16 protein-coding genes and 1 pseudogene are annotated in these 22325 nt (G+C 74.0%); 8 read left to right on the top strand and 9 right to left on the bottom strand.

The features are described from left to right. The 5 genes and pseudogenes from ACIBAD_RS06425 (at position 1) to ACIBAD_RS06445 (ending at position 8899) form a co-directional block, all read left to right on the top strand. Positions 1-1920, top strand: coding sequence for a fumarate reductase/succinate dehydrogenase flavoprotein subunit (locus tag ACIBAD_RS06425; RefSeq protein ID WP_134071542.1), 1920 nt, complete (start codon positions 1-3; stop codon positions 1918-1920). Continuing rightward, positions 1917-2690, top strand: coding sequence for a succinate dehydrogenase/fumarate reductase iron-sulfur subunit (locus ACIBAD_RS06430; protein ID WP_134071543.1), 774 nt, complete (start codon positions 1917-1919; stop codon positions 2688-2690). Before ACIBAD_RS06425 ends, ACIBAD_RS06430 begins: the two co-directional genes overlap by 4 nt. Positions 2691-2768: 78 nt before the next feature. Then, positions 2769-5984: a protein kinase gene (locus tag ACIBAD_RS06435; protein ID WP_398904928.1), complete on the top strand. Its 3216-nt coding sequence runs from the start codon at positions 2769-2771 to the stop codon at positions 5982-5984. 54 nt (positions 5985-6038) lie between these two features. Then, complete coding sequence (locus tag ACIBAD_RS06440) at positions 6039-8156, top strand: TPM domain-containing protein (RefSeq protein ID WP_134071547.1); 2118 nt, start codon at positions 6039-6041, stop codon at positions 8154-8156. 31 nt (positions 8157-8187) lie between these two features. Next, a pseudogene (locus ACIBAD_RS06445) lies at positions 8188-8899 on the top strand (PspA/IM30 family protein). 47 nt (positions 8900-8946) lie between these two features. Here the strand turns inward: ACIBAD_RS06445 and ACIBAD_RS06450 are convergent. The 7 genes from ACIBAD_RS06450 to ACIBAD_RS06480 all read right to left on the bottom strand — a co-directional run bounded on the left by ACIBAD_RS06450 (position 8947) and on the right by ACIBAD_RS06480 (position 17202). Then, positions 8947-11505, bottom strand: a complete 2559-nt coding sequence (locus ACIBAD_RS06450; protein ID WP_398905417.1) for a SpoIIE family protein phosphatase — start codon at positions 11503-11505, stop codon at positions 8947-8949. A 212-nt stretch (positions 11506-11717) separates the two neighbouring features. Beyond that, entirely contained in the window at positions 11718-12146 is a 429-nt protein-coding gene (locus tag ACIBAD_RS06455; protein ID WP_398904930.1) for an ATP-binding protein, read from the bottom strand. Positions 12147-12309: 163 nt separating this feature from the next. Further along, positions 12310-12804 (bottom strand): (deoxy)nucleoside triphosphate pyrophosphohydrolase, encoded by a 495-nt coding sequence (locus tag ACIBAD_RS06460; protein ID WP_398904932.1) that lies wholly within the window; start codon positions 12802-12804, stop codon positions 12310-12312. 30 nt (positions 12805-12834) lie between these two features. Continuing rightward, entirely contained in the window at positions 12835-13020 is a 186-nt protein-coding gene (locus ACIBAD_RS06465; protein WP_030159654.1) for an SPOR domain-containing protein, read from the bottom strand. Between the two features lie 414 nt (positions 13021-13434). Beyond that, positions 13435-14187, bottom strand: a complete 753-nt coding sequence (locus ACIBAD_RS06470; protein WP_053690273.1) for a GntR family transcriptional regulator — start codon at positions 14185-14187, stop codon at positions 13435-13437. 149 nt (positions 14188-14336) lie between these two features. Further along, a complete protein-coding gene (locus ACIBAD_RS06475; protein ID WP_398904935.1) occupies positions 14337-15488 on the bottom strand; it encodes a DUF4190 domain-containing protein in 1152 nt (383 codons plus the stop codon). A 133-nt stretch (positions 15489-15621) separates the two neighbouring features. Beyond that, on the bottom strand, positions 15622-17202 hold the full coding sequence (locus ACIBAD_RS06480) for a S8 family peptidase (RefSeq protein ID WP_398904937.1): 1581 nt from the start codon (positions 17200-17202) through the stop codon (positions 15622-15624). A gap of 194 nt (positions 17203-17396) precedes the next feature. On the opposite strand from ACIBAD_RS06480, the gene ACIBAD_RS06485 reads away from it, so the two are divergent. From ACIBAD_RS06485 to ACIBAD_RS06495, 3 genes are all read left to right on the top strand, one after another. Then, entirely contained in the window at positions 17397-18506 is a 1110-nt protein-coding gene (locus ACIBAD_RS06485; RefSeq protein WP_398904939.1) for a pyridoxal-phosphate dependent enzyme, read from the top strand. 72 nt (positions 18507-18578) lie between these two features. Beyond that, positions 18579-19388 (top strand): isocitrate lyase/phosphoenolpyruvate mutase family protein, encoded by an 810-nt coding sequence (locus tag ACIBAD_RS06490; protein ID WP_134071561.1) that lies wholly within the window; start codon positions 18579-18581, stop codon positions 19386-19388. Between the two features lie 50 nt (positions 19389-19438). Continuing rightward, positions 19439-20377 carry an EamA family transporter gene (locus ACIBAD_RS06495; RefSeq protein ID WP_134071563.1) on the top strand — a complete coding sequence of 313 codons (939 nt, stop codon included), beginning with the start codon at positions 19439-19441 and terminating at the stop codon, positions 20375-20377. A 34-nt stretch (positions 20378-20411) separates the two neighbouring features. Here the strand turns inward: ACIBAD_RS06495 and ACIBAD_RS06500 are convergent, their stop codons facing one another. After that, positions 20412-21209: a trypsin-like peptidase domain-containing protein gene (locus tag ACIBAD_RS06500; protein WP_134071565.1), complete on the bottom strand. Its 798-nt coding sequence runs from the start codon at positions 21207-21209 to the stop codon at positions 20412-20414. Continuing rightward, complete coding sequence (locus ACIBAD_RS06505) at positions 21206-22276, bottom strand: alpha/beta hydrolase-fold protein (protein ID WP_134071567.1); 1071 nt, start codon at positions 22274-22276, stop codon at positions 21206-21208. The genes ACIBAD_RS06500 and ACIBAD_RS06505 overlap by 4 nt, the downstream gene beginning before the upstream one ends. Positions 22277-22325 lie beyond the last annotated feature (49 nt).

Consider the following 22325-nt stretch of genomic DNA (forward strand, 5'->3'; position numbering starts at 1 on the left):
ATGGCTCAAGTCGACCGGCAGCAGTGGGACGTGGTCGTGGTCGGTGCGGGCGGCGCCGGGCTGCGGGCCGCGATCGAGGCCCGCGAGCGGGGCAAGCGCACGGCCGTGATCTGCAAGTCCCTGTTCGGCAAGGCCCATACGGTGATGGCGGAGGGCGGGATCGCCGCCTCCATGGGCAACGTCAACGAGGGCGACAACTGGCAGGTGCACTTCCGCGACACCATGCGCGGCGGGAAGTTCCTGAACCAGTGGCGGATGGCGGAACTCCACGCGAAGGAGGCCCCCGACCGGGTCTGGGAGCTGGAGACCTGGGGCGCGCTCTTCGACCGCACCCCGGACGGGAGGATCTCCCAGCGCAACTTCGGCGGCCACGAGTACCCGCGCCTCGCGCACGTGGGCGACCGGACGGGCCTGGAGCTGATCCGCACCCTCCAGCAGAAGATCGTCCAGCTCCAGCAGGAGGACTTCAAGGAGTTCGGGGACTACGAGGCCCGGCTCAAGGTCTTCCAGGAGTGCACGGTCACCAGGGTCTTGAAGGACCGCGGCCCGAAGGACGGGCAGAGGGTCTCGGGGGCCTTCTGCTACGAGCGCGAGTCCGGCCGGTTCTTCGTCCTGGAGGCCCCGGCGGTGGTCCTGGCCACGGGCGGGATCGGCAAGTCGTTCAAGACCACCTCCAACTCCTGGGAGTACACCGGCGACGGCCACGCGCTGGCCCTGCTCGCCGGGGCGCCCCTGCTGAACATGGAGTTCGTGCAGTTCCACCCGACCGGGATGGTCTGGCCGCCCTCGGTCAAGGGCATCCTCGTCACCGAGTCGGTGCGCGGCGACGGCGGGGTGCTGCGCAACAGCGAGGGCAAGCGGTTCATGTTCGACTACGTCCCGGACGTCTTCAAGGAGAAGTACGCGGAGTCCGAGGAAGAGGGCGACCGCTGGTACGAGGACCCCGACCACAACCGGCGCCCGCCCGAACTGCTCCCCCGCGACGAGGTGGCCCGGGCCATCAACTCCGAGGTCAAGGCGGGCCGCGGCTCCCCGCACGGCGGGGTCTTCCTCGACGTGTCCACCCGGATGCCGGCCGAGCGGATCAAACGGCGGCTGCCCTCCATGTACCACCAGTTCAAGGAGCTGGCGGACGTGGACATCACCGCCGAGCCCATGGAGGTCGGCCCGACCTGCCACTACGTGATGGGCGGGATCGCGGTGGACTCCGACACCGCCGCCACCGTCGGGGTCCCCGGCCTGTTCGCGGCCGGCGAGGTCGCGGGCGGCATGCACGGGTCGAACCGGCTCGGCGGGAACTCCCTCTCCGACCTGCTGGTGTTCGGCCGGCGGGCCGGGCTGCACGCGGCCGAGTACGCCGACGGCCTCGCCGGAGCGCTGCCCGCGGTCTCCCAGGCGGAGATCGACGCCGCCGCGGCGGAGGCGCTGGCCCCGTTCCACGCCGCCGAGGGCGCGGAGAACCCGTACACGCTCCACCAGGAGCTGCAGACGACCATGAACGACCTGGTGGGGATCATCCGCCGCGAGGGCGAGATGGCCGAGGCCTTGGAGAGGCTGGCGGGTCTGCGGGTACGGGCGGCCCGGGCAGGCGTCGAGGGGCACCGGCAGTTCAACCCGGGCTGGCACCTCGCCCTGGACCTGCGGAACATGCTGCTGGTCAGCGAGTGCGTGGCCCGCGCGGCCCTGGAGCGGACCGAGAGCCGCGGCGGGCACACCCGGGAGGACTGCCCGTCGATGGAGCGCACCTGGCGCCCGGTGAACCTGCTGTGCCGTCCGGTGGAGCCGGTGCCGCAGGACCCGGCCGCCGACCGGATCTCGCTCGTGCGGACCCGTACCGAACCCATCCGCCCCGACCTGCTCGCGCTCTTCGAGAAGGAAGAGCTGGCCAAGTACCTCGCCGAAGAGGAGCTCTACGAATGAGTACGTACGACGCGAGCTTCCGGATCTGGCGGGGCGACGCGGAAGGCGGGGAACTGCGGGACTTCACCGTCGAGGTGCACGACGGCGAGGTGGTCCTGGACATCGTCCACCGGCTGCAGGCCACGCAGGCCTCGGACCTCGCGGTGCGCTGGAACTGCAAGGCGGGCAAGTGCGGCTCGTGCAGCGCGGAGATCAACGGCCGGCCGCGGCTGATGTGCATGACGCGCATGTCCACCTTCGAGCGGTCCGAGACGATCACGGTCACGCCGCTGCGCGCCTTCCCGGTCGTCCGGGACCTGGTGACGGACGTGTCGTTCAACTACCGGAAGGCGCGGGAGGTCCCGGCGTTCGTGCCGCCCGAGGGGGTGGCTCCGGGCGCGTACCGGATGCAGCAGGTGGACGTGGACCGCTCGCAGGAGTTCCGCAAGTGCATCGAGTGCTTCCTGTGCCAGGACACCTGCCATGTGGTGCGTGACCACGAGGAGAACAAGACGGCCTTCGCCGGCCCCCGCTTCCTGATGCGGGTGGCGGAGCTGGACATGCACCCGCTGGACGCGGCGGCCGAGGCGGGCCTGGACCGCAAGCGCACCGCCCAGGAGGAGCACGGGCTCGGCTACTGCAACATCACCAAGTGCTGTACGGAGGTCTGCCCGGAAGGCATCAAGATCACCGACAACGCGCTGATCCCGCTGAAGGAGCGGGCGGTGGACCGCAAGTACGACCCGCTGGTGTGGCTGGGCAACAAGATCCGCAGGCGCGCTGATCTGTAGCACCCCCGGCCGTTCACTTCGCCGGACACAATGCCCCCTGGGAGAACGTCGCATGACGTGATGCCAGGGGGCTTTGCGGTGCGGGTGGGGGATGAGCTGGCCGGCCGGTACCGGCTGGAGCAGCGGCTCGGCCGGGGCGGCATGGGCGAGGTGTGGCGCGGGCGCGACCTGATGCTGGACCGGTCCGTGGCGGTCAAGGTGGTGCGGGAGGCGGCCGCGCACGACGAGGTGGTCGCGCGGTTCAGGCGCGAGGCCACGATCGGGGCGCGGCTCCAGCACCCCGGGATCACCGTGGTGCACGACGTGGGGCAGCAGGGCGGGCGGCTGTTCATCGTGATGGAGCTCCTCTCCGGGGAGGACCTGGCCGCGGTGCTGGCGCGGGACGGCAGGCTCGCCGTGGACCTCGCGGTGGACCTGGCCGCGCAGACGGCGGAGGCGCTGGCCGCCGCACACGAACAGGCCGTGGTCCACCGGGACCTGAAGCCGGGGAACCTGTTCCTGCTGCCGGGCCGGCGGATCAAGATATGCGACTTCGGCATCGCGCACTCCGCGGACGCGACGGCGGGCTGGACGGTGACGGGCCGGATCATCGGCACCCCCGCGTACATGGCGCCGGAGCAGTGGCGGGGCGAGCGGGTGGGCGCCCGGTGCGATCTGTACGCACTGGGGTGCGTGCTGTACGCGCTGGTGAGCGGGGCGCCGCCGTTCGGGCAGACCGAGGGGCCGTACGTCCTGATGCACCGGCACGTGGCGGAGGCGCCGCTCCCGCTGCGCGAGGCGGGGACACCGGTTCCGGCGGAGCTGGACCGGCTGGTGCTGGCCCTGCTGGAGAAGGACCCGGCGGACCGGCCGGAGTCGGCGGAGGCGGTGGGCAGGGCGCTCCGGGCGCTGCGGGGCCTTCGCGGGGGCGAGGACGCGGGCGAGCACGGAGGCGAGGACGGGGGCGGGCCGGGCCCGGGGTACCCCCTCCCCGCCCGGGCGCCGGTGGCCGGGCCGGTGCCGGTGGCCGGGCCGGTGCCCGGGCGGGCGCCGGTGTCCGGGCCGGACCCGGTGTCCGGGCGGGCGCCGGGAGCGGGGCCGGCGGCCGAGGGTGTGGGCCCCGAGGTGCGGGAGTTCGTACGGGGGCTGCTCGCCGAGGCGCAGGACGCGCTGCGGGAGCTGCCGGGTGGCGACGGCGCCCGCGTCGAGGTGCTGGCCATCGCCGCCGACGCCGCGGCCCGCTTCGACGCGGACCTCGCGGCCCGGCTGCTGGCCGGCGCCGAGAGCGCGGCGTGGGCCGGCGGCGGGGGCGACGGGGCCCGGGTGGCCGGGCTGCTGACGGTGCTGGCCCGGAACACCGCCCCGCACGCCCCGGCGCGGGCGCGGCGGCTGCTGACCGAGGCGCAGCAGGCGCTGTTCACGGTGCCGGGCTCGCCGCGCGAGGGTCCGCTGCGCGCGCTGGCGGAGGAACTGGTCAAGGCGGCTCCCGAAGAGGCCTCCCGCATCGCCGGGTACCACCTCGGCGGGCGCCCGGCACCCGGGGGGCTCCGGGCCCGGATCCAGGCGGCCCTCGACGCGGAGCGGCCCGAGGAGGCCGAGCAGCGGCTGGCCCGGATCCAGGATCCGGGCCAGCGCGCGGCCGCCACGTACGACACGGTGCTGGCCGTCGCCCCGCGGGACCTGGAGAGCGCGCTGCGCCTGAGCGAGCGGCTCGGCTCCGCCGGGGCCCGGCTGCTGGCGCTGTGTCAGGTGGCGTGCGACCGCGCCGAGGCCGGGGACGCGGCGGGCGGTGCCCGGGCCCTGGAGCAGGCCGAGGAGGAGCTTCCGCGGTTCCTGGAGGAGCGGGCGGCCTGGCTGCGCGAGGAGGCGGCGCACCACGCCGAGCAGGGGCGGTTCGAAACGTCCGGGCAGCTGCGCGCCGGGGCGGCCGCCCTGCTGCGTCGCGATCCGGAGGAGGCCGCCGACGACAAGGCCGGCCACGCCCTGTCCTCGCTGGCCGAGGCCCGGGCCCGGGTCCGGCTGGCGCTGCTGCCCCCGCTGGACCCGGCGGCGGCACGGGAGGGCGCGGACGCCGCCCGCGGCCTGCCGGACCCTGCGGTACGGGCCCGGGCGCTGGCCCGCACCGCGCGGGAGTGCCTGGCGACGGACCGGATGCCCTGGCTGGCGCAGGCGTCCGCCGACGCGGGGGCCCCTCCACCGCCCGGCACGACGGCCCTGGCCGGCCCGGACGCGGGGTTCGGGGCCCCTTCGCCGCTCCCGCCCGCGGACCCCGGGACCCGTGTCTGGCACACGGGGGCGCGGCCCGACGCCCTGTACGCCGCCGGGGCGCACGTGGTGTGGCGGGCGGGGACCGAGGTGGGCTGCGTACGGGCCGAGGCGGGCACGACCCGCTGGTCGGCCCACGCGGACGAGGGCACGGCCGCCCCGCCGCCGCCCGGGACCGGATCGTTGCTGGTGTCCTGCGTGGCCGACGCCGCCACGGTGTACGTCGACGTACGCCGGGACGGCGGTCCGGGCGTACGGATCATGGCGCGGGAGCCGCGCGACGGGCGGGTGCGGTGGTGGCGGGACCTGCCGCAGGGCGGGCTGCTGCGCAGTGCCGGGCCGGTGCTGGTGCACGACGCTCGGGGCGAGCTGACCGTGCTGCGCGCGGCGACGGGCGAGGTGGAATGGCGGCGCTCGCTGCCGGAAGGCACCCGCTCCCTGGCTGCGGTGGGCGACTGCCTCGTCCTGGTGGACGGCCCGTGGCTCCGGGGACTGCACCTGCCGACCGGGCGACGGCTGTGGACCACGCTGCGGGACTCCCCGCTGGGGCGATCCGATCCGCTCGACCGGACGGCCGGAGCGCAGCCGCTGCACCTGGTGGACGGCATGAGCCTGCGCGCCCTGGAGCGCGGCAGCGGCCGGGAGCTGTGGGAGTGCGCTCTCGGGGCCCCGGCGCAGCGGCTGCTGGTCGAGCGCGGCGTGGTGTACGCGGCGGCGCACAGCGTCTCGCAGGGGGACGTGGTGACCGCGTTCGACGCACGGACGGGGAGGCTGCGCTGGCAGCGGACGGTGGTCCGGAGCGAGGGTGCGGAGTGCGCGCTGGATCTGCTGGGGCTGCGGGCGGGCGGGCTGTACGTGAAGGCCGCCCGCGGTGGCCGGCGCGGGCGGCTGGGCCGGCAGTCGGGGCCGTTCGTCGCCGTACTGGACCCGGCGACGGGCAGACCGCGCCGCCAGTGGGAGCAGCCGGAGCTCGCCGACGGGGACACCCTGCTGGTCGGCGACCGGCTCGTCCTGTCCGGCCCGGAGCTGTCGGCGTACGCCCTCCCTTGAATCGCGTCGCTCCGGGTGCGGGTGGTCAGAGCCGCCCATACCCTCCCAAATGTGATGCCGCCCACGAGCAGGTCGAAGCGACGCACCACCGCCGGGATATCCGTTCGGGCCGGGCTCGTCCTGGCCGCCGCGCTGCTGGGGCTCGGCGGCTGGGGGGTGGCCGGGGCGCCGGCCGCCCGGGCCGAGGACCCCGTCACGCTGTCCGGGCAGGGGCAGATCACCGACCGCGTGGGCGCCCTCGGCGACCGCACCGCCGCCGTCACCACCGCGCTGGAGAGGCTGTACGCAGGCCATCGGATCCAGCTCTTCGTGACGTACGTGCACGATTTCTCCGGGCGTTCCGCGCAGAGCTGGGCGGACGCCACCGCGCAGAAGAACGGCCTCGGCCAGGACGACGTGCTGCTGGCGGTGGCGACCGGGGCCCGCCAGTACGCCTATTCGGCCGACGTCGACTCCGGTTTCACCGCGGCGCAGCTCGCGGACGTCGCCCGGGGCGCCATCGAGCCCGCGCTGAGGCAGAACGACTGGGCGGGCGCCGCGATCGGCGCCGCCGACGGCTACGGGGCCGTGCTCGAAGGGAAGCCCGTACCGGTGCCGGCCGTCACCCCCGGCGTGGCGGACCCCGGCGGTGGCGCGGGCGGGGACGGCGGGGCCGGGGACTACGTGCTCCCGGTGGTCGCCGTCGGCGCGGCGGGCGCCCTCGGGGCGTACGCGTACAGCCGCCGCAGGCGCAAGGGCGGCGGCGGCTCCGGTACGACGGGCTGGGGCGCGCAACCCGCCACCACGACCGCGCTCCCGCTGCCCGAGCTGGACGCCAAGGCCAGGGCCCTGCTGGTGGAGACCGACGACGCGATCCGTACGAGCAACGAGGAGCTCGGCTTCGCGGCCGCCCAGTTCGGCGACGCGGCGGTGGGCACGTTCACCGCCGCCGTGGCCTTCGCGCAGAGCGAGCTGACGGCCGCGTTCCGGCTGCGCCAGCAGCTCGACGACGCGTACCCCGAGGACGATCCGACGCGGCGGCGGATGCTGGACGAGATCGTGGCCCGCTGCACCGAGGCCAACCGGCGGCTCGACGCCGAGTCGGCGGACTTCGACCGGCTGCGGGACCTGGAGAAGAACGCCCCGCAGGCGCTCGCCACGGTGGAGGCGCACTTCCGCGAGCTGACGGGCCGTACGACGACGGCCGAGGCCACGCTGACCGCGCTGGCCGGACGCTACGCGGACTCCGCGGCCGCGCCGGTGGCCTCCAACGCCGAACAGGCCGAGGACCGGCTGCTGTTCGCGACGACCAGCCTCGGCGAGGCCCGGGCCGCGATCGACGGCGGCGACAACGGCAAGGCGGCCGTGCACGTACGGGCCGCCGAGGGCGCGGTGGACCAGGCGGCGACGCTGGTCGACGCGGTGGAGCGGCGGGCGCAGGAGCTGGCGGAGGCGGCCGGGAAGCTGCCCGGGGCGCTCACCGAGACGGACACCGACCTCGCCGACGCGCGCGGCGTGCTGACCGGCACCGCGGAGGGGGCCTCGACGGCGGACCTGCGCGGCCGGATCGGCCGGGCGGAGGCGGTCTTGGCCGACGTGCGGCGGGAGCAGGCGGCCGGCCGGTACGACCCGATCGACGCCCTGCGCCGGGTGGAGGAGGCCGATGCCGTCCTCGACGAGGCACTGGCCGGGGCCCGGGAGCGCGAGACGGGGCGGCAGCGGGCGGCCGCGCTGCTGGACCAGGCGGTGCTCTCGGCGCGCAGCGCGATCGGCGCGGCGGCGGACTACATCACCACCAGCCGGGGCGCGGTCGGCAGCCGGGCCCGTACCCGGCTGGCGGAGGCGCAGCGGCACATGGAGCGGTCGGCGGCCCTTGCGGGCCCGGACCCGGCGGCCGCGCTGGCGCAGGCGCAGAGGGCGGACGGGCTGGCGCGGCAGGCGCAGGAGTTGGCGGAGCAGGACGTACGGGCGTACGAGGACCCGTACGGCGGGCAGCGGCAGCGGCGCGGGGGCATGGGCGGCGCGGTCCTCGGCGGGATCATCCTGGGCGAGATCCTGGGCGGCGGCCGGGGCCGGGGCGGCGGGTTCGGGGGTGGCGGCTTCGGCGGCGGCTTCGGCGGCGGGGGGCCGGGCCCGGGCTCGTTCGGCGGCGGGGGCACCCGCGGCCGCATGGGCGGCGGCGGCCGTTTCTGACCCGATCTTCCCACTCCGTGAAAGGGCACCGATGAGCAAGCAGACCATCCTCGGCCGCGTCACCCAGCTCGCGAAGGCCAACATCAACGCGCTGCTGGACCAGGCGGAGGACCCGCAGAAGATGCTGGACCAGCTGATCCGCGACTACACGAACAACATCGCGGAGGCGGAGCAGGCGGTCGCCACCACGATCGGCAATCTGCGGATGCTGGAGGCGGACCACACCGAGGACGTGGAGGCGGCCGCGGAATGGGGCGGCAAGGCGCTCGCGGCGAGCCGGAAGGCGGACGAGCTGCGGGCGGCGGGTTCGACCGCCGACGCGGACAAGTTCGACGGCCTCGCGAAGGTCGCCCTGGGCCGCCAGCTCCGGTCGGAGAAGGAGGCGAAGACGGCGGAGCCCGCCATCGCCGCCCAGACGGAGGTCGTGGACGAGCTCAAGTCCGGGCTGGCGTCGATGAAGGACAAGCTGACGGAGCTGACGGCCAAGCGCGACGAGCTGGTGGCCCGGGCCAAGACCGCTCAGGCGCAGAACACGATGATGGACGCGGTGAAGAACATCGACGTCATGGACGAGCGACATCGCCCGCTTCGAGGACAAGGTCCGCCGGGAGGAGGCCAGGGCCTTGGGGCGGCAGGAACTGGCGGCCTCCTCCCTGGACGCCCAGTTCGAGGCCCTGGACGACCTCGACACGTCCGCGGAGGTCGAGGCCCGCCTGGCCGCGTTGAAGTCCCGGGCCGCCTGACCCCCGCTGCGCGGGGCCTTCCCCCCGCGCAGCGGGCCCGCCCGCGGTCAGCCGTACATGCTCAGCAGCTGCTCCGCGGAGAGCTCCGTCACGGGCTCCGAACCGCCGCCGGGCAGCGGCAGCTCGAACCACACCGTCTTCCCCCGGTGGGTCCGCCGCGTGCCCCAGCCCGCCGACAGCATGCCGACCAGCTGGAGGCCCCGCCCGCCCTCGTCGGTGTCCCGGGCTCGGCGGCGGCGCGGCTGCACCAGGTTCCCGTCCCAGACCTCGCAGACCAGGGTCCGGTCGAGCAGCAGCCGCAGCCGGATCTCGCCCTCGCCGTACCGGAGGGCGTTCGTCACCAGCTCGCTGACCAGCAGTTCGGTGGTGTCCAGCAGCCCCTCCAGCCCCCACGCGGGCAGCTTCGCCCGCGCCAGCTCCCGCGCCCGGCCCACCGAGCGGGCCTCGCGCGGCAGCTGCCAGTCGCCGACGGCGTCCATCGGCAGCCCCTGCACCCGTGCCATCAGCAGCGCGATGTCGTCCTCGCCGTGCCGCGTGTCCAGCGTGTTCAGCACGTGGTCGCAGACGTCCTCCAGCGGCCGCACCGGGTCGGCGAGCGCGTCCCGCAGGCCGCGCAGCCCTTCTTCCAGCGGGTGGTCGCGCGATTCGACCAGCCCGTCCGTGTAGAGGGCCAGCAGGGCCCCTTCGGGGAGGTCGACCTCCACCTCCTCGAACGGTTCGCCGCCCACCCCGAGCGGCATCCCGGGCGGCACCTCCAGCAGCAGGGCGGGCCGCGGCGGGGCGCCCGGTTCCGCCGGTTCCACCAGCACCGGCGGCATGTGGCCGGCGTTGGCGATGGTGCAGCGCCGGGTCACCGGGTCGTAGACGGCGTACACGCAGGTCGCGAGGTACACCTCCGAGCGGTCCGCGTCCCGGGAGTGCAGCGCCGCCCGGGAGGCCTGCTGGGCGCCGCCGGGCGCGCCGAGCCCGCGGGCGATCTCGTCCAGCGCGGTCAGCACCTCCGCCGGCTCCAGGTCGAGCAGCGCCAGGGTCCGTACGGCGGTGCGCAGTTCGCCCATCGCGACGGCGGCCCGCAGCCCGCGGCCCATCACGTCGCCGACGACCAGCGCGGTGCGGTGCCCGGGCAGTTCGATGACGTCGAACCAGTCCCCGCCGACCTCGGTGGCCGCGTTGCCGGGAAGGTAGCGGCAGGCGATGTCGAGGCCGGCCGCCTCGGGGTCGCCGGGCGGCAGCAGGCTGCGCTGGAGTATCAGTGCCCGCTCGTGCTCGCGCCGGTACAGGCGGGCGTTGTCGATGCAGACGGCGGCCCGGGCGGCGAGCTCCACGGCCACCGCCCGGTCCCGTTCCCCGAAGGGCTCGCTGCCCTTCGTACGGGAGAACTGGGCGAGCCCGACCACGGTGTCGTGGGCGACCATCGGGACGACGAGCGTCGACTGGACGAGGTCGTCCGCCCCGCCGCCCTCGATCAGCCGGGGCCGCGCGGTCCGCAGGGCCAGCGCCCCCGGCGAGGCCGCCGGATAGCGGTGGACCTCCCCCACGGAAACGGGCGCCCCCTGATCCGACAGCGGACCGTCCGAGACGGCCGAGGCGAAGGCGACCCTCCGCAGCGGCGGGGAGGGCGCCCGTTCGGGACCCCGACCGTGCGGCAGCGGGGGCACGCCGGGCCCGTGCGGCCGCGCGGGCCCGTCGTCGTCGCCGAGCAGCAGCCCCTGGTAGAGGTCGACGGCGGCGAGGTCGCAGAAGCCCGGGACGGTCACGTCCAGCAGTTCGCGGGCGGTGGTCTCCAGGTCGAGGGAGTTCCCGATGCGGTGCCCGGCCTCGTTGAGCAGGGCGAGGTTGCGCCGGACCCCGGCGGCCTCGCGGGCGGCGAGGTGGCGGCGGGTGACGTCGGTGCCCAGGCCCGCGACGCCGACGGGGCGGCCGGTGCCGCCGTGGACGCGGTAGAGGTTGATGGACCAGTGGCGGTGGTCCCGGCTGCCCGGGGCGGCGCCGGTGATCCGGAGGTCGGTGACGGAGTCGCCGGTCTCCAGGACCCGCCGCAGGGCCTCGGTCATCCGATCGGCCTCCTGGGGCGGGAGGTAGTCGTGGACGGTGCGGCCGCGGTGTTCCTCGACCGCGCCGCCGAAGACGGTCGCGAAGCGGCGGTTGGCGCGCTGCACGGTGAGGTCCGTGCCGAAGAGCAGGAAACCGAAAGGAGATTGGCCGAATATGGCCTGCGAAGCGGCAAGATCGGATTCGATGCGGCGCAGCGCGCGTACGTCGACGACGACGCACAGCGCGGCCCGCTCGGCGGTCTCGGTCTGGGTGGGCATCACGTAGATCTCGGCCACGCCGTGCGCCCCGCCCCCGCCGGGAATGCGGAAGGGGACGAGGCCGGTCCATTCCTTGCCGTCGAGGATCTCGGCCATTCTGCGGTGGCCGTCGGCGCGCAGCTCCGGCGGCATGAAGGCGTCCACCGGGTCCCGGCCCACGGCCTGCGCGGCGGTCAGCCCGAACAGTTCCTCGGCGCGCAGGCTCCACTGGTCGACGAGCCCGTCGGGTCCGATGGAAAAGGACGCGACCTTTATGTAGTCATATATCGAGCCAGGCGGGCTGCTGTGCCACAGGGAGTCGTGCCATGTCTCCCCGGGCACACGGGCCTGATGTGCCTGCGCAGGTATCTCGCTCACGCGACCGTCCCCTCCAGCTCACCGCAACCGGACCGGCCATGACCGAAGTATTCAGCACCACGGCCCCGCACGGCACGGCGTTCACGATCACAAAAAGGTCCCGACTATTTCGAGCCATGCCCTGTGATCGTCGGCCATCCGTCACCTTGTTACTCACCAGGAAGCGCCAACTCGAACCACACGGTCTTACCCGATTTCCCGTGCCGGGTTCCCCAGCGCTGCGCCGAGACGGCGACCAGATGAAGCCCCCTGCCCCCCTCGTCCTCCGGCGTCGCGACCCGTTCGCGGGGCGGATCCGGAAGCGGATCGGACACCTCCACCAACAGCGCGGGGCCCCCCGCGGAGCTTCCACTGGCCGGATTCTGCCGCACCAGCCGGACCCCGATGGGGCCGGAGGCGTACCGCAGTGAGTTGGTGACCAACTCGCTGACCAGCAGGACGGTGACATCGCCGACGGAGTCGAGGCCCCAGGAACTGAGCGTGCCGCGCACGGCGTGGCGGGCGGTGCGGACGGCGCCGGGCTCTGCGGGGAAGGCCCACTCGGCGCATTCACCGTCTGTGTCGATCACGCCGATCACTTCCCGGGCCGGCTACGGCCCCAGTCCGATTCCGCAGGGACAGAGCCACGAGGGGCAGTACACGATAGGGACTAATAGCGACATACCCGATATTCGAGGCGTCGTACCACCCGATCCCTCACGCACCGGCGCACTGTGGCGCAGACGGCCCAGTGCACGCGCGTCACGCGCCCCCGTGCGACCTGGTGTGCCGTTCGCGGCGCTCGGCGCGCCCGTCGCGCCCGTCGCGCTCGCCATGTCCGGCCCGCCCGTCGCGCCCGGCCCGCCCGTCGCGCAGCCGGCGGCCGGCCTCCGCGACGGCAGGCCGGTCCTGGTCGAGCCAGTCCACGGAGTCCAGCTCCTCCGGCCCGAGCCAGCGCAGCTCGTCGTGGTCCTCCAGCGGCGCGGGCTCTCCGGACAACAGCCGCGCGGTCCACACGTGCAGGACGAGACCGGGCCTGAGCGGCCATTCGCCCGGGATCCGCTCCAGCGCCTCGGCCTCCACGCCGAGCTCCTCGCGCAGTTCGCGTACGAGCGCCTCGGGGACGGACTCGCCGGGCTCGGCCTTGCCGCCGGGCAGCTCCCACCGTCCGGCCAGCTCGGGGGGTGCGCTGCGGCGGGCGGCCAGCAGGCGGCCCTCATGACAAAGGGCTCCGCCCACGACCACGCGTACCGTCATGGGGCGGAGCCTATGCCAACGTGCGGACGCTCAGTTCGTCGTGGCGGTCTGACCGATCCGCTCCACCCAGTACAGCTGCTTGTGGCCCCTGTCTTCGAGGCTGTCGACGACCTTCTGGGCCTCGGACCGGGTGGGGTAGCGGCCCACCCGGTAGCGGTTGCCGTTGTCGTCCTGACGTATGACCAGCCATGGGAGCAGGGCACCGCTGTCGTTCATCGCGTTTCACCCTCCGCCGATGTACCTGCCCGGGAAACCGCATTGCGCATATGCCCGAGCTTACGCCCGACCTTTACGGAGCGGATACGGTTTTTTACGAAGAGGTACCTCACAGGCGTACGCATCCGGCCAAGCGTACGAGCGGGCCGTGCGCGCCGGTCCGAACCCGGCGCACATCGCGGCGAATCACACGGTCAACCGGCACGGGGCGAGGGCGAGTCCGGCCGCGGGGCCGGCGCGGAACCGGCGGCGGGCGTCGGCGCAGAGGGCGCACGAACGCAGAAGGCGAGGACCGGCGCGGCGGGGGCGATCACCATCGCGCCGAAATCCGCCGGGTCCATGACGCCCCGTCAAAGGACGGCGCTCCCCCGGGGGCCGCGCCACCGGGGTGCGCCGGAGTCCGCCGTGCGCCGGCTACCGCACCGGCAGGTGGTACGAGAGGCGGTAGCGGTCCGCCGGGACGACCACGTCCGCGGTCTCGACGGCCAGCCCGGACGCGAAGTACGTACGGCCGATCACCAGGACCACATGGCCCGGGACCCCGCCCAGCAGCATGTTCTCCTCGGCCAGGCCCGGCCGTGCGCCGACCTCCTCCACCACGTTGTCCACGACGACGTCGATGGCGGCCATCCGGTCCACCACCCCCGAGCCGCCGAGCGGCCCCTCCTCCGGCAGCATCACCGGGGTCCGGCCGGTGACCGCGAGCGGCTCCCAGGAGGTCGAGAGCATCATCGCCTCGCCCGCGTCGCGGAACACGTACCGCGTCCGCATCACCCGCTCGCCCGGCTCGATGCCGAGCCGCTTGGCGATGTCCGCCGGCGCGGCCGCCTGTTCGCTGCTGGACTCCCACGTGCCGCGCGCGCCCGCCTCGGCCTGCTCCTGCCGGAACGGCGTCGACGCCCCTCCCGTGCGGTATCCCGAGCGGGCGACCCGCCTCGGCACGGGCTGCTCCCGTACGTACGTACCCGACCCGGAACGGCCCTCGACCAGCCCCTCCGCCATGAGGACCTTGCGCGCCTCCAGCGCGACCGTGTCGGAGACCCCGTACTCCTCGCGGATCCGGGCCTGCGAGGGGAGCCGGGCGTGCGGGGGCAGGGACCCATCGACGATCTTCCGTCGCAGATCCCCGGCGACGCGCAGATAGGCCGGCTGCTCACCGAAAGTCACTGGCCACTCCCATCAGCTTGACAGACAGCTACACCCTGGCAACCGACGGTTGTACATCGCAAGCAAAGGCCAGAGTTTCACCCGAAGTGATGAAGCCAGGTCACTGAAACCCGTTACCGTGCGTTACGGCAGCTGTGCTCGACGGCGCCTCAGACCGCGGACGAGGACGCCCCCTCCGAGTCGCCCGACGAGCCCCCGTCCGAGTCCTCCGGGTCGCCGTCCGAGCCGTCCGACTGCCCCGCCAGCCATTCCGGCACCGTCGTCGCCAGCCCGTACGCCCCGCGCAGCGCCTTCTCCGTGTCCACGGACAGCGCGGCCGAGGCCTCGTCCCACGCGGCCTGGAACTCCGCCGGCTTCGTCGCCCGGGCCGCCCGCTGCCACCCCGCGCGCGCCGCTTCGACCTCCTTGAGCTGCGCACCCGCCGGGCCCGCCAGCCCCGGCCGCTCCCGCACCCCGTCCAGCAGCCCCGCCTCCACGCCCAGCGCCCGGTCCACCGCTCCGGCCCACTCCAGGTACCGCGGCAGCGCCTCGTCGATCTCCTCCTCCGGCTCACCGCCCAGCGCCAGGTCGACCTCGTTCATCACGCGCAGGAAGGCCCCCTGCTCCGGCGTCAGCATCGCGGCGTCCCTGCGCAGGCTGCCGCGGTGCTCCTGCTCCGCCGTGCCGATGACGCAGAGCAGTCGCCGGTCGCCGCCGCTCCACGACTCGCGCGAGGGCACGAAGTAGAACATCTCCGCGTACGAGGGCAGCGCCCACGAGTCCATCGCGTACGCGTCCTGCGCCTTCCAGCAGGTGTCCACGGAGGTCCGCCTCAGCTCGTGGTCGCCGGGGAAGGCCGCGCCGCCCGCGAGCCGGGTCGAGGCGGTGACCTCCCCCTCGTGCGGCTCGGCGCAGGCGATCTTGTAGATGAACGGGCGCTCGGCGAGCAGGTCGCCGCCGGGGACGTTGAAGCAGTCGCCCGCGCGCATGTCCTCCATGGCGGTCAAGTCGCCCTCGGCCTCCTGGTACTGCTCCAGCGTGTCCAGCCGGTCGAAGAGCCGCTCCCCCACCCGGTCCGCCACGAGGACCAGGGACGCGGTCATCGCCAGCGACACCGCCAGGCCCGTGATCGCGAGCGCCTTGCCCCGCTCCCCCTTCCGGGCGATCTGGACGAGCGCCACGATCCCGAAGACGGCGCCCAGCGGCGGCAGGCACAACAGACCGGCCAGCAGCGACGCGAGCGCGAAGCCGTTGAGTGCCGGCTCCCCGTACGCCTGCCGCGCGGGCGGAGGGGGCCAGTGGGGCGGCGGCGGGGTGCTCATGGGGCGAGGGGCTCCATCACGGGGGGCGCACGAACGAATGCGCGAAATAGTACGCAGCGGGGGCGACCGCCGTAACGGTCGCCCCCGCGCTCTCCCTGCGTGAGGAGTGCCTCAGAAATGGTTCACGAGCGCGTCAGAACTGGAGCGCCCAGGAGTCGATCTTGCCGGTGTCGAGGTTGGCGTTGTCGTTCACGCGGAGCTTCCACACCCCGTTGGCCGCCTCCGAGGAGGCGTTGACCGTGTACGTCTTGACGATGTTGTCCGCGCTGCCGCCGCTGCGGTTGTGCAGGTTGTAGACCGAGCCGTCGGGGGCCACCAGGTCGACCTTCAGGTCCCCGATGTACGTGTGCTTGATGTCGACCGAGACGCTGAGCGCCGCCGGGGCGTTGCCCGCGACCCCGCTGACGGTGACCGGCGACTCGACGGTCGCGTTGTCGTTGACCGCGTAGTCGGCGGTGTTCTCGAAGCGCTTGCCCGGGTTCGGCGGGGTGGTGCCGCCGCCCACGTACAGCAGGCGGTTCGGGGAGCCGGAGCCGGGACCGGTCACCACGTTCGGGGTGGAAGCCGCCACCAGGGCCGCGGAGACCTGCGCCGGGGTGCTCGCCGGGTTCTGCGAGAGGTACAGCGCGGCCGCGCCCACGACGTGCGGCGTGGCCATCGAGGTGCCCGAGATGGTGTTGGTGGCGGTGTCGCCGGTGCCCCATGAGGAGGTGATGGAGGAGCCGGGGGCGAAGACGTCCAGGATGGAGCCGTAGTTGGAGTAGCTCGCCTTGGCGTCGGTGCTGGTGGTGGCGCCCACGGTGATGGCCTCGGCGACGCGCGCCGGGGACTTGGTGCTCGCGTCCGTGGACTCGTTGCCCGCGGCGACGGCGTACGTGATGCCGGCGGCTATGGAGTTGCGGACGGCGGTGTCGAGCGCGGGGTCGGCGCCGCCGCCGAGCGACATGTTCGCCACGGCCGGCTTGACGGCGTGCTGGGTGACCCAGTCGATGCCGGCGACGACCTGCTCCGTCGTGCCGGAGCCGTTGTTGTCGAGGACGCGGACGCCGACGATCTTGGCCTTCTTGGCCACGCCGTACGAGTTGCCGGCGACGGTGCCGGCGACGTGCGTGCCGTGGCCGTGCCCGTCCTGGGCGGTGTTGTCGTTGTCGACGGCGTCGTAGCCGTAGGAGGCGCGCCCGCCGAACTCGGTGTGGCTGATGCGGACGCCGGTGTCGATGATGTAGGCCGTGACGCCCTCGCCGGCCTGGTCCGGGTAGGTGTAGCTGTTGTCGAGCGGGAGCGGGTGCTGGTCGATGCGGTCCAGGCCCCAGGACGGCGGGCCGGGCTGGGTGCCCCGGGCGTCGTCGACGGTGAAGGTCCGGTTCTGCACGACGGACTTGACCGCCGGGTCGGCCGCGAGCTTCTTGGCCTGCGCCTCGGAGACCTTGACGGAGTAGCCGTTGAGGGCGGCGCTGTACGTACGGCCGATCGTCGCGCCGTAGCGGCGGGCGACGGCCTTGCCGCTTTCGGCGGTGGAACGGGCGGCCGAGTCCTTCAGGGTCACGATGTAGCTCTCGGCGACCGCGCCCGGGGCGCCGGCGTTCTCGATGACGCCCCGGGGCCCGTTGTCGGCGGCGGAAGCGGGTAACGCGGCGGCCGCGCCCAGGGCGAGGGCGGCGGCGGTCGCACTGAGGCCGGCGATCTTCCGGCGGGTGTGACGCATCGCGGACATGTGGGGGGTCCTTCTCGTCGGTGGCATGAAGAGCGGACACCGGGCTTTAGGCATGACCATGACAATGATACCCATGTTCTCCCGGCTGCCGCTGCCGAAAGGTTGGCGCACCCTCCGGCCGTCCCACAAGAGGATGACGAACGCTTAACATCCGTGCCATACAACGGCCATGAACGAGCAAAGGCGCTCCGCACATGACGCACGCACTCCCCGGCTACGTCTGCCCCGAAGACGCCACGCGCGCAGACGCCCGGACGGCCCCCTGGTGCTGCCCGCTGTGCGGTGGACCGTGGGATCTCGACTTCACCCCGGATCCGGCCAGTCCGCTCGAACCGGCCGCCGGACCCAACTCGCTCTGGCGGTTCGGCTCCGTGCTCCCGCTGCCGGGGGCGTTCTCCGTGACGCTGTCGGAGGGGAACACCCCGCTGGTCCCGCTCGCGGAGCGCATTCACGCCAAACTCGACTTCCTGATGCCGACCCTGTCGTTCAAGGACCGGGGCGCGGTGATGCTCGCGGAACTGGCCCGGCGACTGGCTCCGCAGCGGGTGGTCGCGGACAGCAGCGGGAACGCGGGGACGGCCGTGGCGGCGTACTGCGCGCGGGCCGGGCTCCCTTGTGAAATTTTCGTGCCCGAGGGCGCCTCGGAGAAGAAGACGGGGCAGATCCGGGCGCACGGGGCGGCGGTCCGCGTCGTACCGGGCGGCCGGGAGGCCGCGGCGGTGGCCGCCCGTGAGGCCGCCGACCTCCCCGGCGTCTTCTACGCGAGCCACGTCTTCAACCCCTACTTCCTGCACGGGACGAAGACGTACGTGTACGAGGTGTGGGAGGAGCTCGGCGGCCGGCTCCCCGAAACCCTCGTCGTCCCCGTCGGCAACGGCACGCTGCTGCTGGGGGCCGCGCTGGCGGTGGCGGAACTGGCCCGGCGCGGGGTGAAGCCGCCCGCACTGATCGCGGTCCAGGCCGAGGCGGTGTCCCCGCTGGCCGCGGCCTTCGCAGCGGGCGCGGAGGACGCCGACCCGGTGGAGCAGCGACCCACCCTGGCCGAGGGGATCGCGATCCCGGCCCCGCCGCGGGCGCGCCGGATCCTGGCGGCGGTCCGCGAGTCGGGCGGCACCTTCCTGACGGTCCCGGACTCGGACCTGCGCGCGGCCCAGCGGGACCTGGCGCGGCGCGGGCTCTTCGTGGAGCCGACGGCGGCGGCCTGCTGGGCCGCGGTGGGCCCCCTGGCCCCCGCCGACCCCCTCCGGGGCCGCACGGCGGTGCTCCCCCTGTGCGGAGCGGGCCTGAAGGCCGGCCTGGCGTAGCCGCCGCGCCCCTCGGGGTACGTGTCGGAAAATCGCCAGCCGAAGCCTCGTCCGCTCTGATGAACTGGGCCGATGACCACCACCGTTGACCTCGCCCGCCGTTTCTCCGCCCTGCACACCCCCGCCGCGCCGCTGGCCCTGGCCAACGCCTGGGACGTACTCAGCGCCCGCCTCGTCGAGGCCGCGGGCGCCCCCGCCGTCGCCACCACCAGCGCCGGGGTCGCCTGGTCCCTCGGCACGCCCGACGGGGACGCCCTGAGCCGGGACCGCGCCCTCGACCTCATCGCCCGGGTGGCCGCGGCCGTCTCCGTCCCGGTGACCGCCGACATCGAGGGCGGCTTCGGCGCCGACCCGGCCGGGGTCGCCGAGACCGTCACCGGGGTGCTCGAAGCCGGCGCCGTCGGCATCAACATCGAGGACGGCACGCGGGCCCCCGCCGACCACGCCGAGCGGGTGGCCGCGGCTCGCGCCGCCGCCGACGGCGCCGGGGTGCCGCTGTTCATCAACGCCCGCATCGACACCTTCCTCTTCGGCCTCGGCGAGGAGGAGAACCGCCTCGACGAGACACTCGCCCGCGCCGCCGCGTGCCTGCGCGCGGGCGCCTCCGGCATCTTCGTCCCCGGCGTCACCGACCCGGCCACCGTCACCGAGCTGGTCAAGGGCATCGACGCCCCGCTCAACCTCCTCGCCGGCCCGGGCGCCCCGGCCGTCGCCGAGCTCGGCGCCCTCGGCGTCGCCCGCGTCAGCCTCGGCTCCGGGGTCGCGTCGGCCGCGTACGACGTGGTCCGCCGCGCCGCCGAGGAGCTGCTCGCGGGGGGCACGTACAGCGCGCTCGACCCGGGCCTGCCGTACGGCGAGCTGAACTCCCTGCTCAAGGGCTGAGACGCCGGTACCGGGGAGCGGGTACCCCACCACGAACCTAGGATCCCGTCATGCGCACCTCGGAGACCGCCGGGAGCGGGGAGCCGCCGCAGTCCGCGCCCCGCGGGGTCGGCGCGGCCGTCTGGACCGCGCTCGCCCTCGTCTACGTCGTCTGGGGTTCCACGTACCTGGCCATCCGGGTGGTCGTCCAAACCATGCCGCCCTTCCTCTCCGCCGGAGCCCGCTTCCTCGCGGCGGGCCTGCTGCTGCTCGGCCTCGTCGCCTGGCGGTACGGGCCGGGCGCGCTCCGGGCCACCCGTACGCAGGCCGGCTCGGCGGTCGTGGTGGGCCTGCTGCTGGTGCTGGGCGGCAACGGCCTCGTCGTCCTCGCGGAGACCTCGGTGCCGTCCGGCCTGGCCGCGCTGCTGATCGCCGCCGTGCCGATGTGGCTGGTGGTGCTGCGGACCGCCACCGGCGACCGGCCGCCGCTGCGCACCCTCGGCGGCGTGCTGCTGGGCTTCGCCGGGCTCGCGGTGCTGACCAGCCCGGGCATCGGCGGCGACGTGCGGCTCTCCGGGGTGGTGCTGGTGGTCGTGGCGTCCCTGCTGTGGTCGCTGGGCTCGTTCTCCGCGTCGAAGCTGTCGCTGCCGGACAACCCGTTCACGGGCAGCGCGTACCAGATGCTCGCGGGCGGGGCCGGCGGGATCGCCGTCGGCCTGGTGCGCGGTGAGCACCGCACGCTGGACTGGGCCGCGTACTCCACCGCCTCCTGGCTGGCGCTGGGCTACCTCGTGGTCTTCGGCTCGGTGGTCGCCTTCACGGCGTACGCGTGGCTGCTGCAGTCGGCGCCGCTGTCGCTGGTGGCCACGTACGCGTACGTCAATCCGGTCGTGGCGGTCGCGTTGGGGGCGCTGATCCTGGACGAGGCGCTGACCGTTCCGATCCTCGTCGGCGGGGCGATCGTCGTGGTGGCGGTGTGCGTGATCGTCAGCACCGAGCGCAGGCAGTGACCGGCGCCGCCCTCGACGCGGTCCGGCGCGGACCTCAGTCCCGCGCGGCCCGCTCGTACAGCGCCTTCGCCCTCTCGTCGAACAGCGCGGCCGTGGAGTCCACGTCCGTCTGCCCGCCGCTCAGCACCCCGATCAGCCGCCCCGGGTTCCCCGGGCCGCCGCGGTCGGCGATCCAGGGGCTTCCGCTGGTGCCCGACCAGAAGCCCGCGCAGCTGATGTAGAGCATCGCGGGGTCCTCCTGGTCGTGGCCGGTCTGGGTGGTGCAGGAGACGGGCTTGTTCTGCGGGTTGCGGTCCGACTCCGGGTAGCCGACGACCGTCACCTCGCGCTCGTACCCGGAGGTCCAGTCGGGCTTGGGGGCTTCGCCGGCGCCGCCGACCGCCTGCTGCACCGTACGGCCGTCCTCGTCCGGCTCGATGCTGAGGAAGGCGAAGTCGGCGGTGTCCTCCCCCCATTTGGTCCATCGCTCGTCCACGTGGACCGCGCGCACCTTCCACACCCCGAGGGGGCGGCGGCCGCCGCCCTCCCCGGTGAAGGCGGGGGCGAAGGAGAGCGCGCCGATGGCCATGCCGTCGTGCGCGACCGCTCCGGGCTCGCCGTTCTCGCCCGCCGGGGCCACGCAGTGCGCGGCGGTGGCGACGACGGTGCCCTTCGGGCTGTCGACGACGCTCGCCGTGCACCAGTGCTCGCCGTTGGCCATGAGCACGCCCACGCCGGGGAAGGCGTGCACGGCGCCCCGGTCCTCGTCCGTCGCCTCGACGAAGCCCACGGCAAGGGCCGCCGCCACGGTGGCGGCGGCAGCCGCGAGGGCGCCCCGGACGACCGCCTTCATCGCACGGCGGGGTCGGGGGTCGGTGCCAGCATGACCTTGCTGATCCACTCCAGAGCGCCCTCCCTCATACCGCGGACGTACGACTTCCCGTTGTGCTCACCATCCTGGATCACCTGGAGCGTGGTGTGCACGGGGCCCTTCCCGTACTCCTGCATGAACTTCTCGGCCTTCTCGCGGCCGGACTCCTTGGTGCCGATCTGGAAGTTGATGTAGACGTCCGGGCCGCCCTCCTTGATCAGCTTCGCGGCGAGCTTCTCGGGGTTGTTCTCGTCCATGGCCTGCGTGTTCCCCTTCCACAGCGGGGAGTCGGGGACGATGTCGACCCCGCTCGCGATGGCCGCCTTGAAGCGGTCGGGGTACTTCAGGACGTGCTTGAACGCGCCGAAACCGCCCGCGGAGGAGCCCATGAAGGCCCAGCCGTCCCGGGAGGTGAAGGTCCGGAAATTGGCCCTCGTGAAATCCGGGATGTCCTCGGCCATCCAGGTGCCCATCTTGGGCTCGCCGGGGATGTCGGAGGCGTCGAAGTGGTGCTTGGTGTCCGCGTTGTGCACCGGCATGATCAGGATGAAGGGCAGGCTGGTACCCGCCTTCACCCCGTCGCTCACGGCCTTCTGGAGGCCGAGGCCGGGGCCCGTGCCCCAGTAGTTCGTGGGGTAGCCGCGCCCCCCGGGCAGGGAGATCAGGACCGGGAAGGCGCTCTTGGCGTACTTCGGGTCGTCGTACTGCTTGGGGACCCAGACCCACACGTCGCCGGTGAACCCGGACTTCGCGCCGGTCAGGGTCGTCCGGCCGATCTGCGTGCCGTCGGGGAGCCGGTACGTCCGGACGAACTCGGCCTTCGGTCCCGTCGGCATGCTCACCCCCGGCCGGATCTCCTCGGCGGCGGCGGCCGATTCCTGGACCTTCCCGAAGGAGACCGGATCCCCTATGTCCGAGAACAGCTTGTACTTGTACGCCGCGGCGCCGCCCCCGGCGGCGAGTGTGAGCGCCAGCGCACCGCTGATCAGAAGCCTGCGCAGGCGCTTGGGACGGCGGCGGCCCGTGGTCTGCGGGCCTTCCTCGGTCATGAGGTCGCCGTCATCCTGAAGCTGGTCATGCTGCACGGATTTGTCCCGT

The organism is Streptomyces sp. NPDC051109, from assembly GCF_044455885.1.
In the GTDB taxonomy this organism is placed as follows: domain Bacteria; phylum Actinomycetota; class Actinomycetes; order Streptomycetales; family Streptomycetaceae; genus Streptomyces.

Excerpts from the sequence above, each read along its gene's own strand:
- ACIBAD_RS06425 (WP_134071542.1), top strand. The coding sequence starts at position 1 with ATGGCTCAAGTCGACCGGCAGCAGTGGGACGTGGTCGTGGTCGGTGCG.
- ACIBAD_RS06430 (WP_134071543.1), top strand. The coding sequence starts at position 1,917 with ATGAGTACGTACGACGCGAGCTTCCGGATCTGGCGGGGCGACGCGGAA.
- ACIBAD_RS06440 (WP_134071547.1), top strand. The coding sequence starts at position 6,039 with ATGCCGCCCACGAGCAGGTCGAAGCGACGCACCACCGCCGGGATATCC.
- ACIBAD_RS06460 (WP_398904932.1), bottom strand. The coding sequence starts at position 12,804 with ATGACGGTACGCGTGGTCGTGGGCGGAGCCCTTTGTCATGAGGGCCGC.
- ACIBAD_RS06465 (WP_030159654.1), bottom strand. The coding sequence starts at position 13,020 with ATGAACGACAGCGGTGCCCTGCTCCCATGGCTGGTCATACGTCAGGAC.
- ACIBAD_RS06475 (WP_398904935.1), bottom strand. The coding sequence starts at position 15,488 with ATGAGCACCCCGCCGCCGCCCCACTGGCCCCCTCCGCCCGCGCGGCAG.
- ACIBAD_RS06480 (WP_398904937.1), bottom strand. The coding sequence starts at position 17,202 with ATGTCCGCGATGCGTCACACCCGCCGGAAGATCGCCGGCCTCAGTGCG.
- ACIBAD_RS06485 (WP_398904939.1), top strand. The coding sequence starts at position 17,397 with ATGACGCACGCACTCCCCGGCTACGTCTGCCCCGAAGACGCCACGCGC.
- ACIBAD_RS06490 (WP_134071561.1), top strand. The coding sequence starts at position 18,579 with ATGACCACCACCGTTGACCTCGCCCGCCGTTTCTCCGCCCTGCACACC.
- ACIBAD_RS06495 (WP_134071563.1), top strand. The coding sequence starts at position 19,439 with ATGCGCACCTCGGAGACCGCCGGGAGCGGGGAGCCGCCGCAGTCCGCG.
- ACIBAD_RS06500 (WP_134071565.1), bottom strand. The coding sequence starts at position 21,209 with ATGAAGGCGGTCGTCCGGGGCGCCCTCGCGGCTGCCGCCGCCACCGTG.
- ACIBAD_RS06505 (WP_134071567.1), bottom strand. The coding sequence starts at position 22,276 with ATGACCGAGGAAGGCCCGCAGACCACGGGCCGCCGCCGTCCCAAGCGC.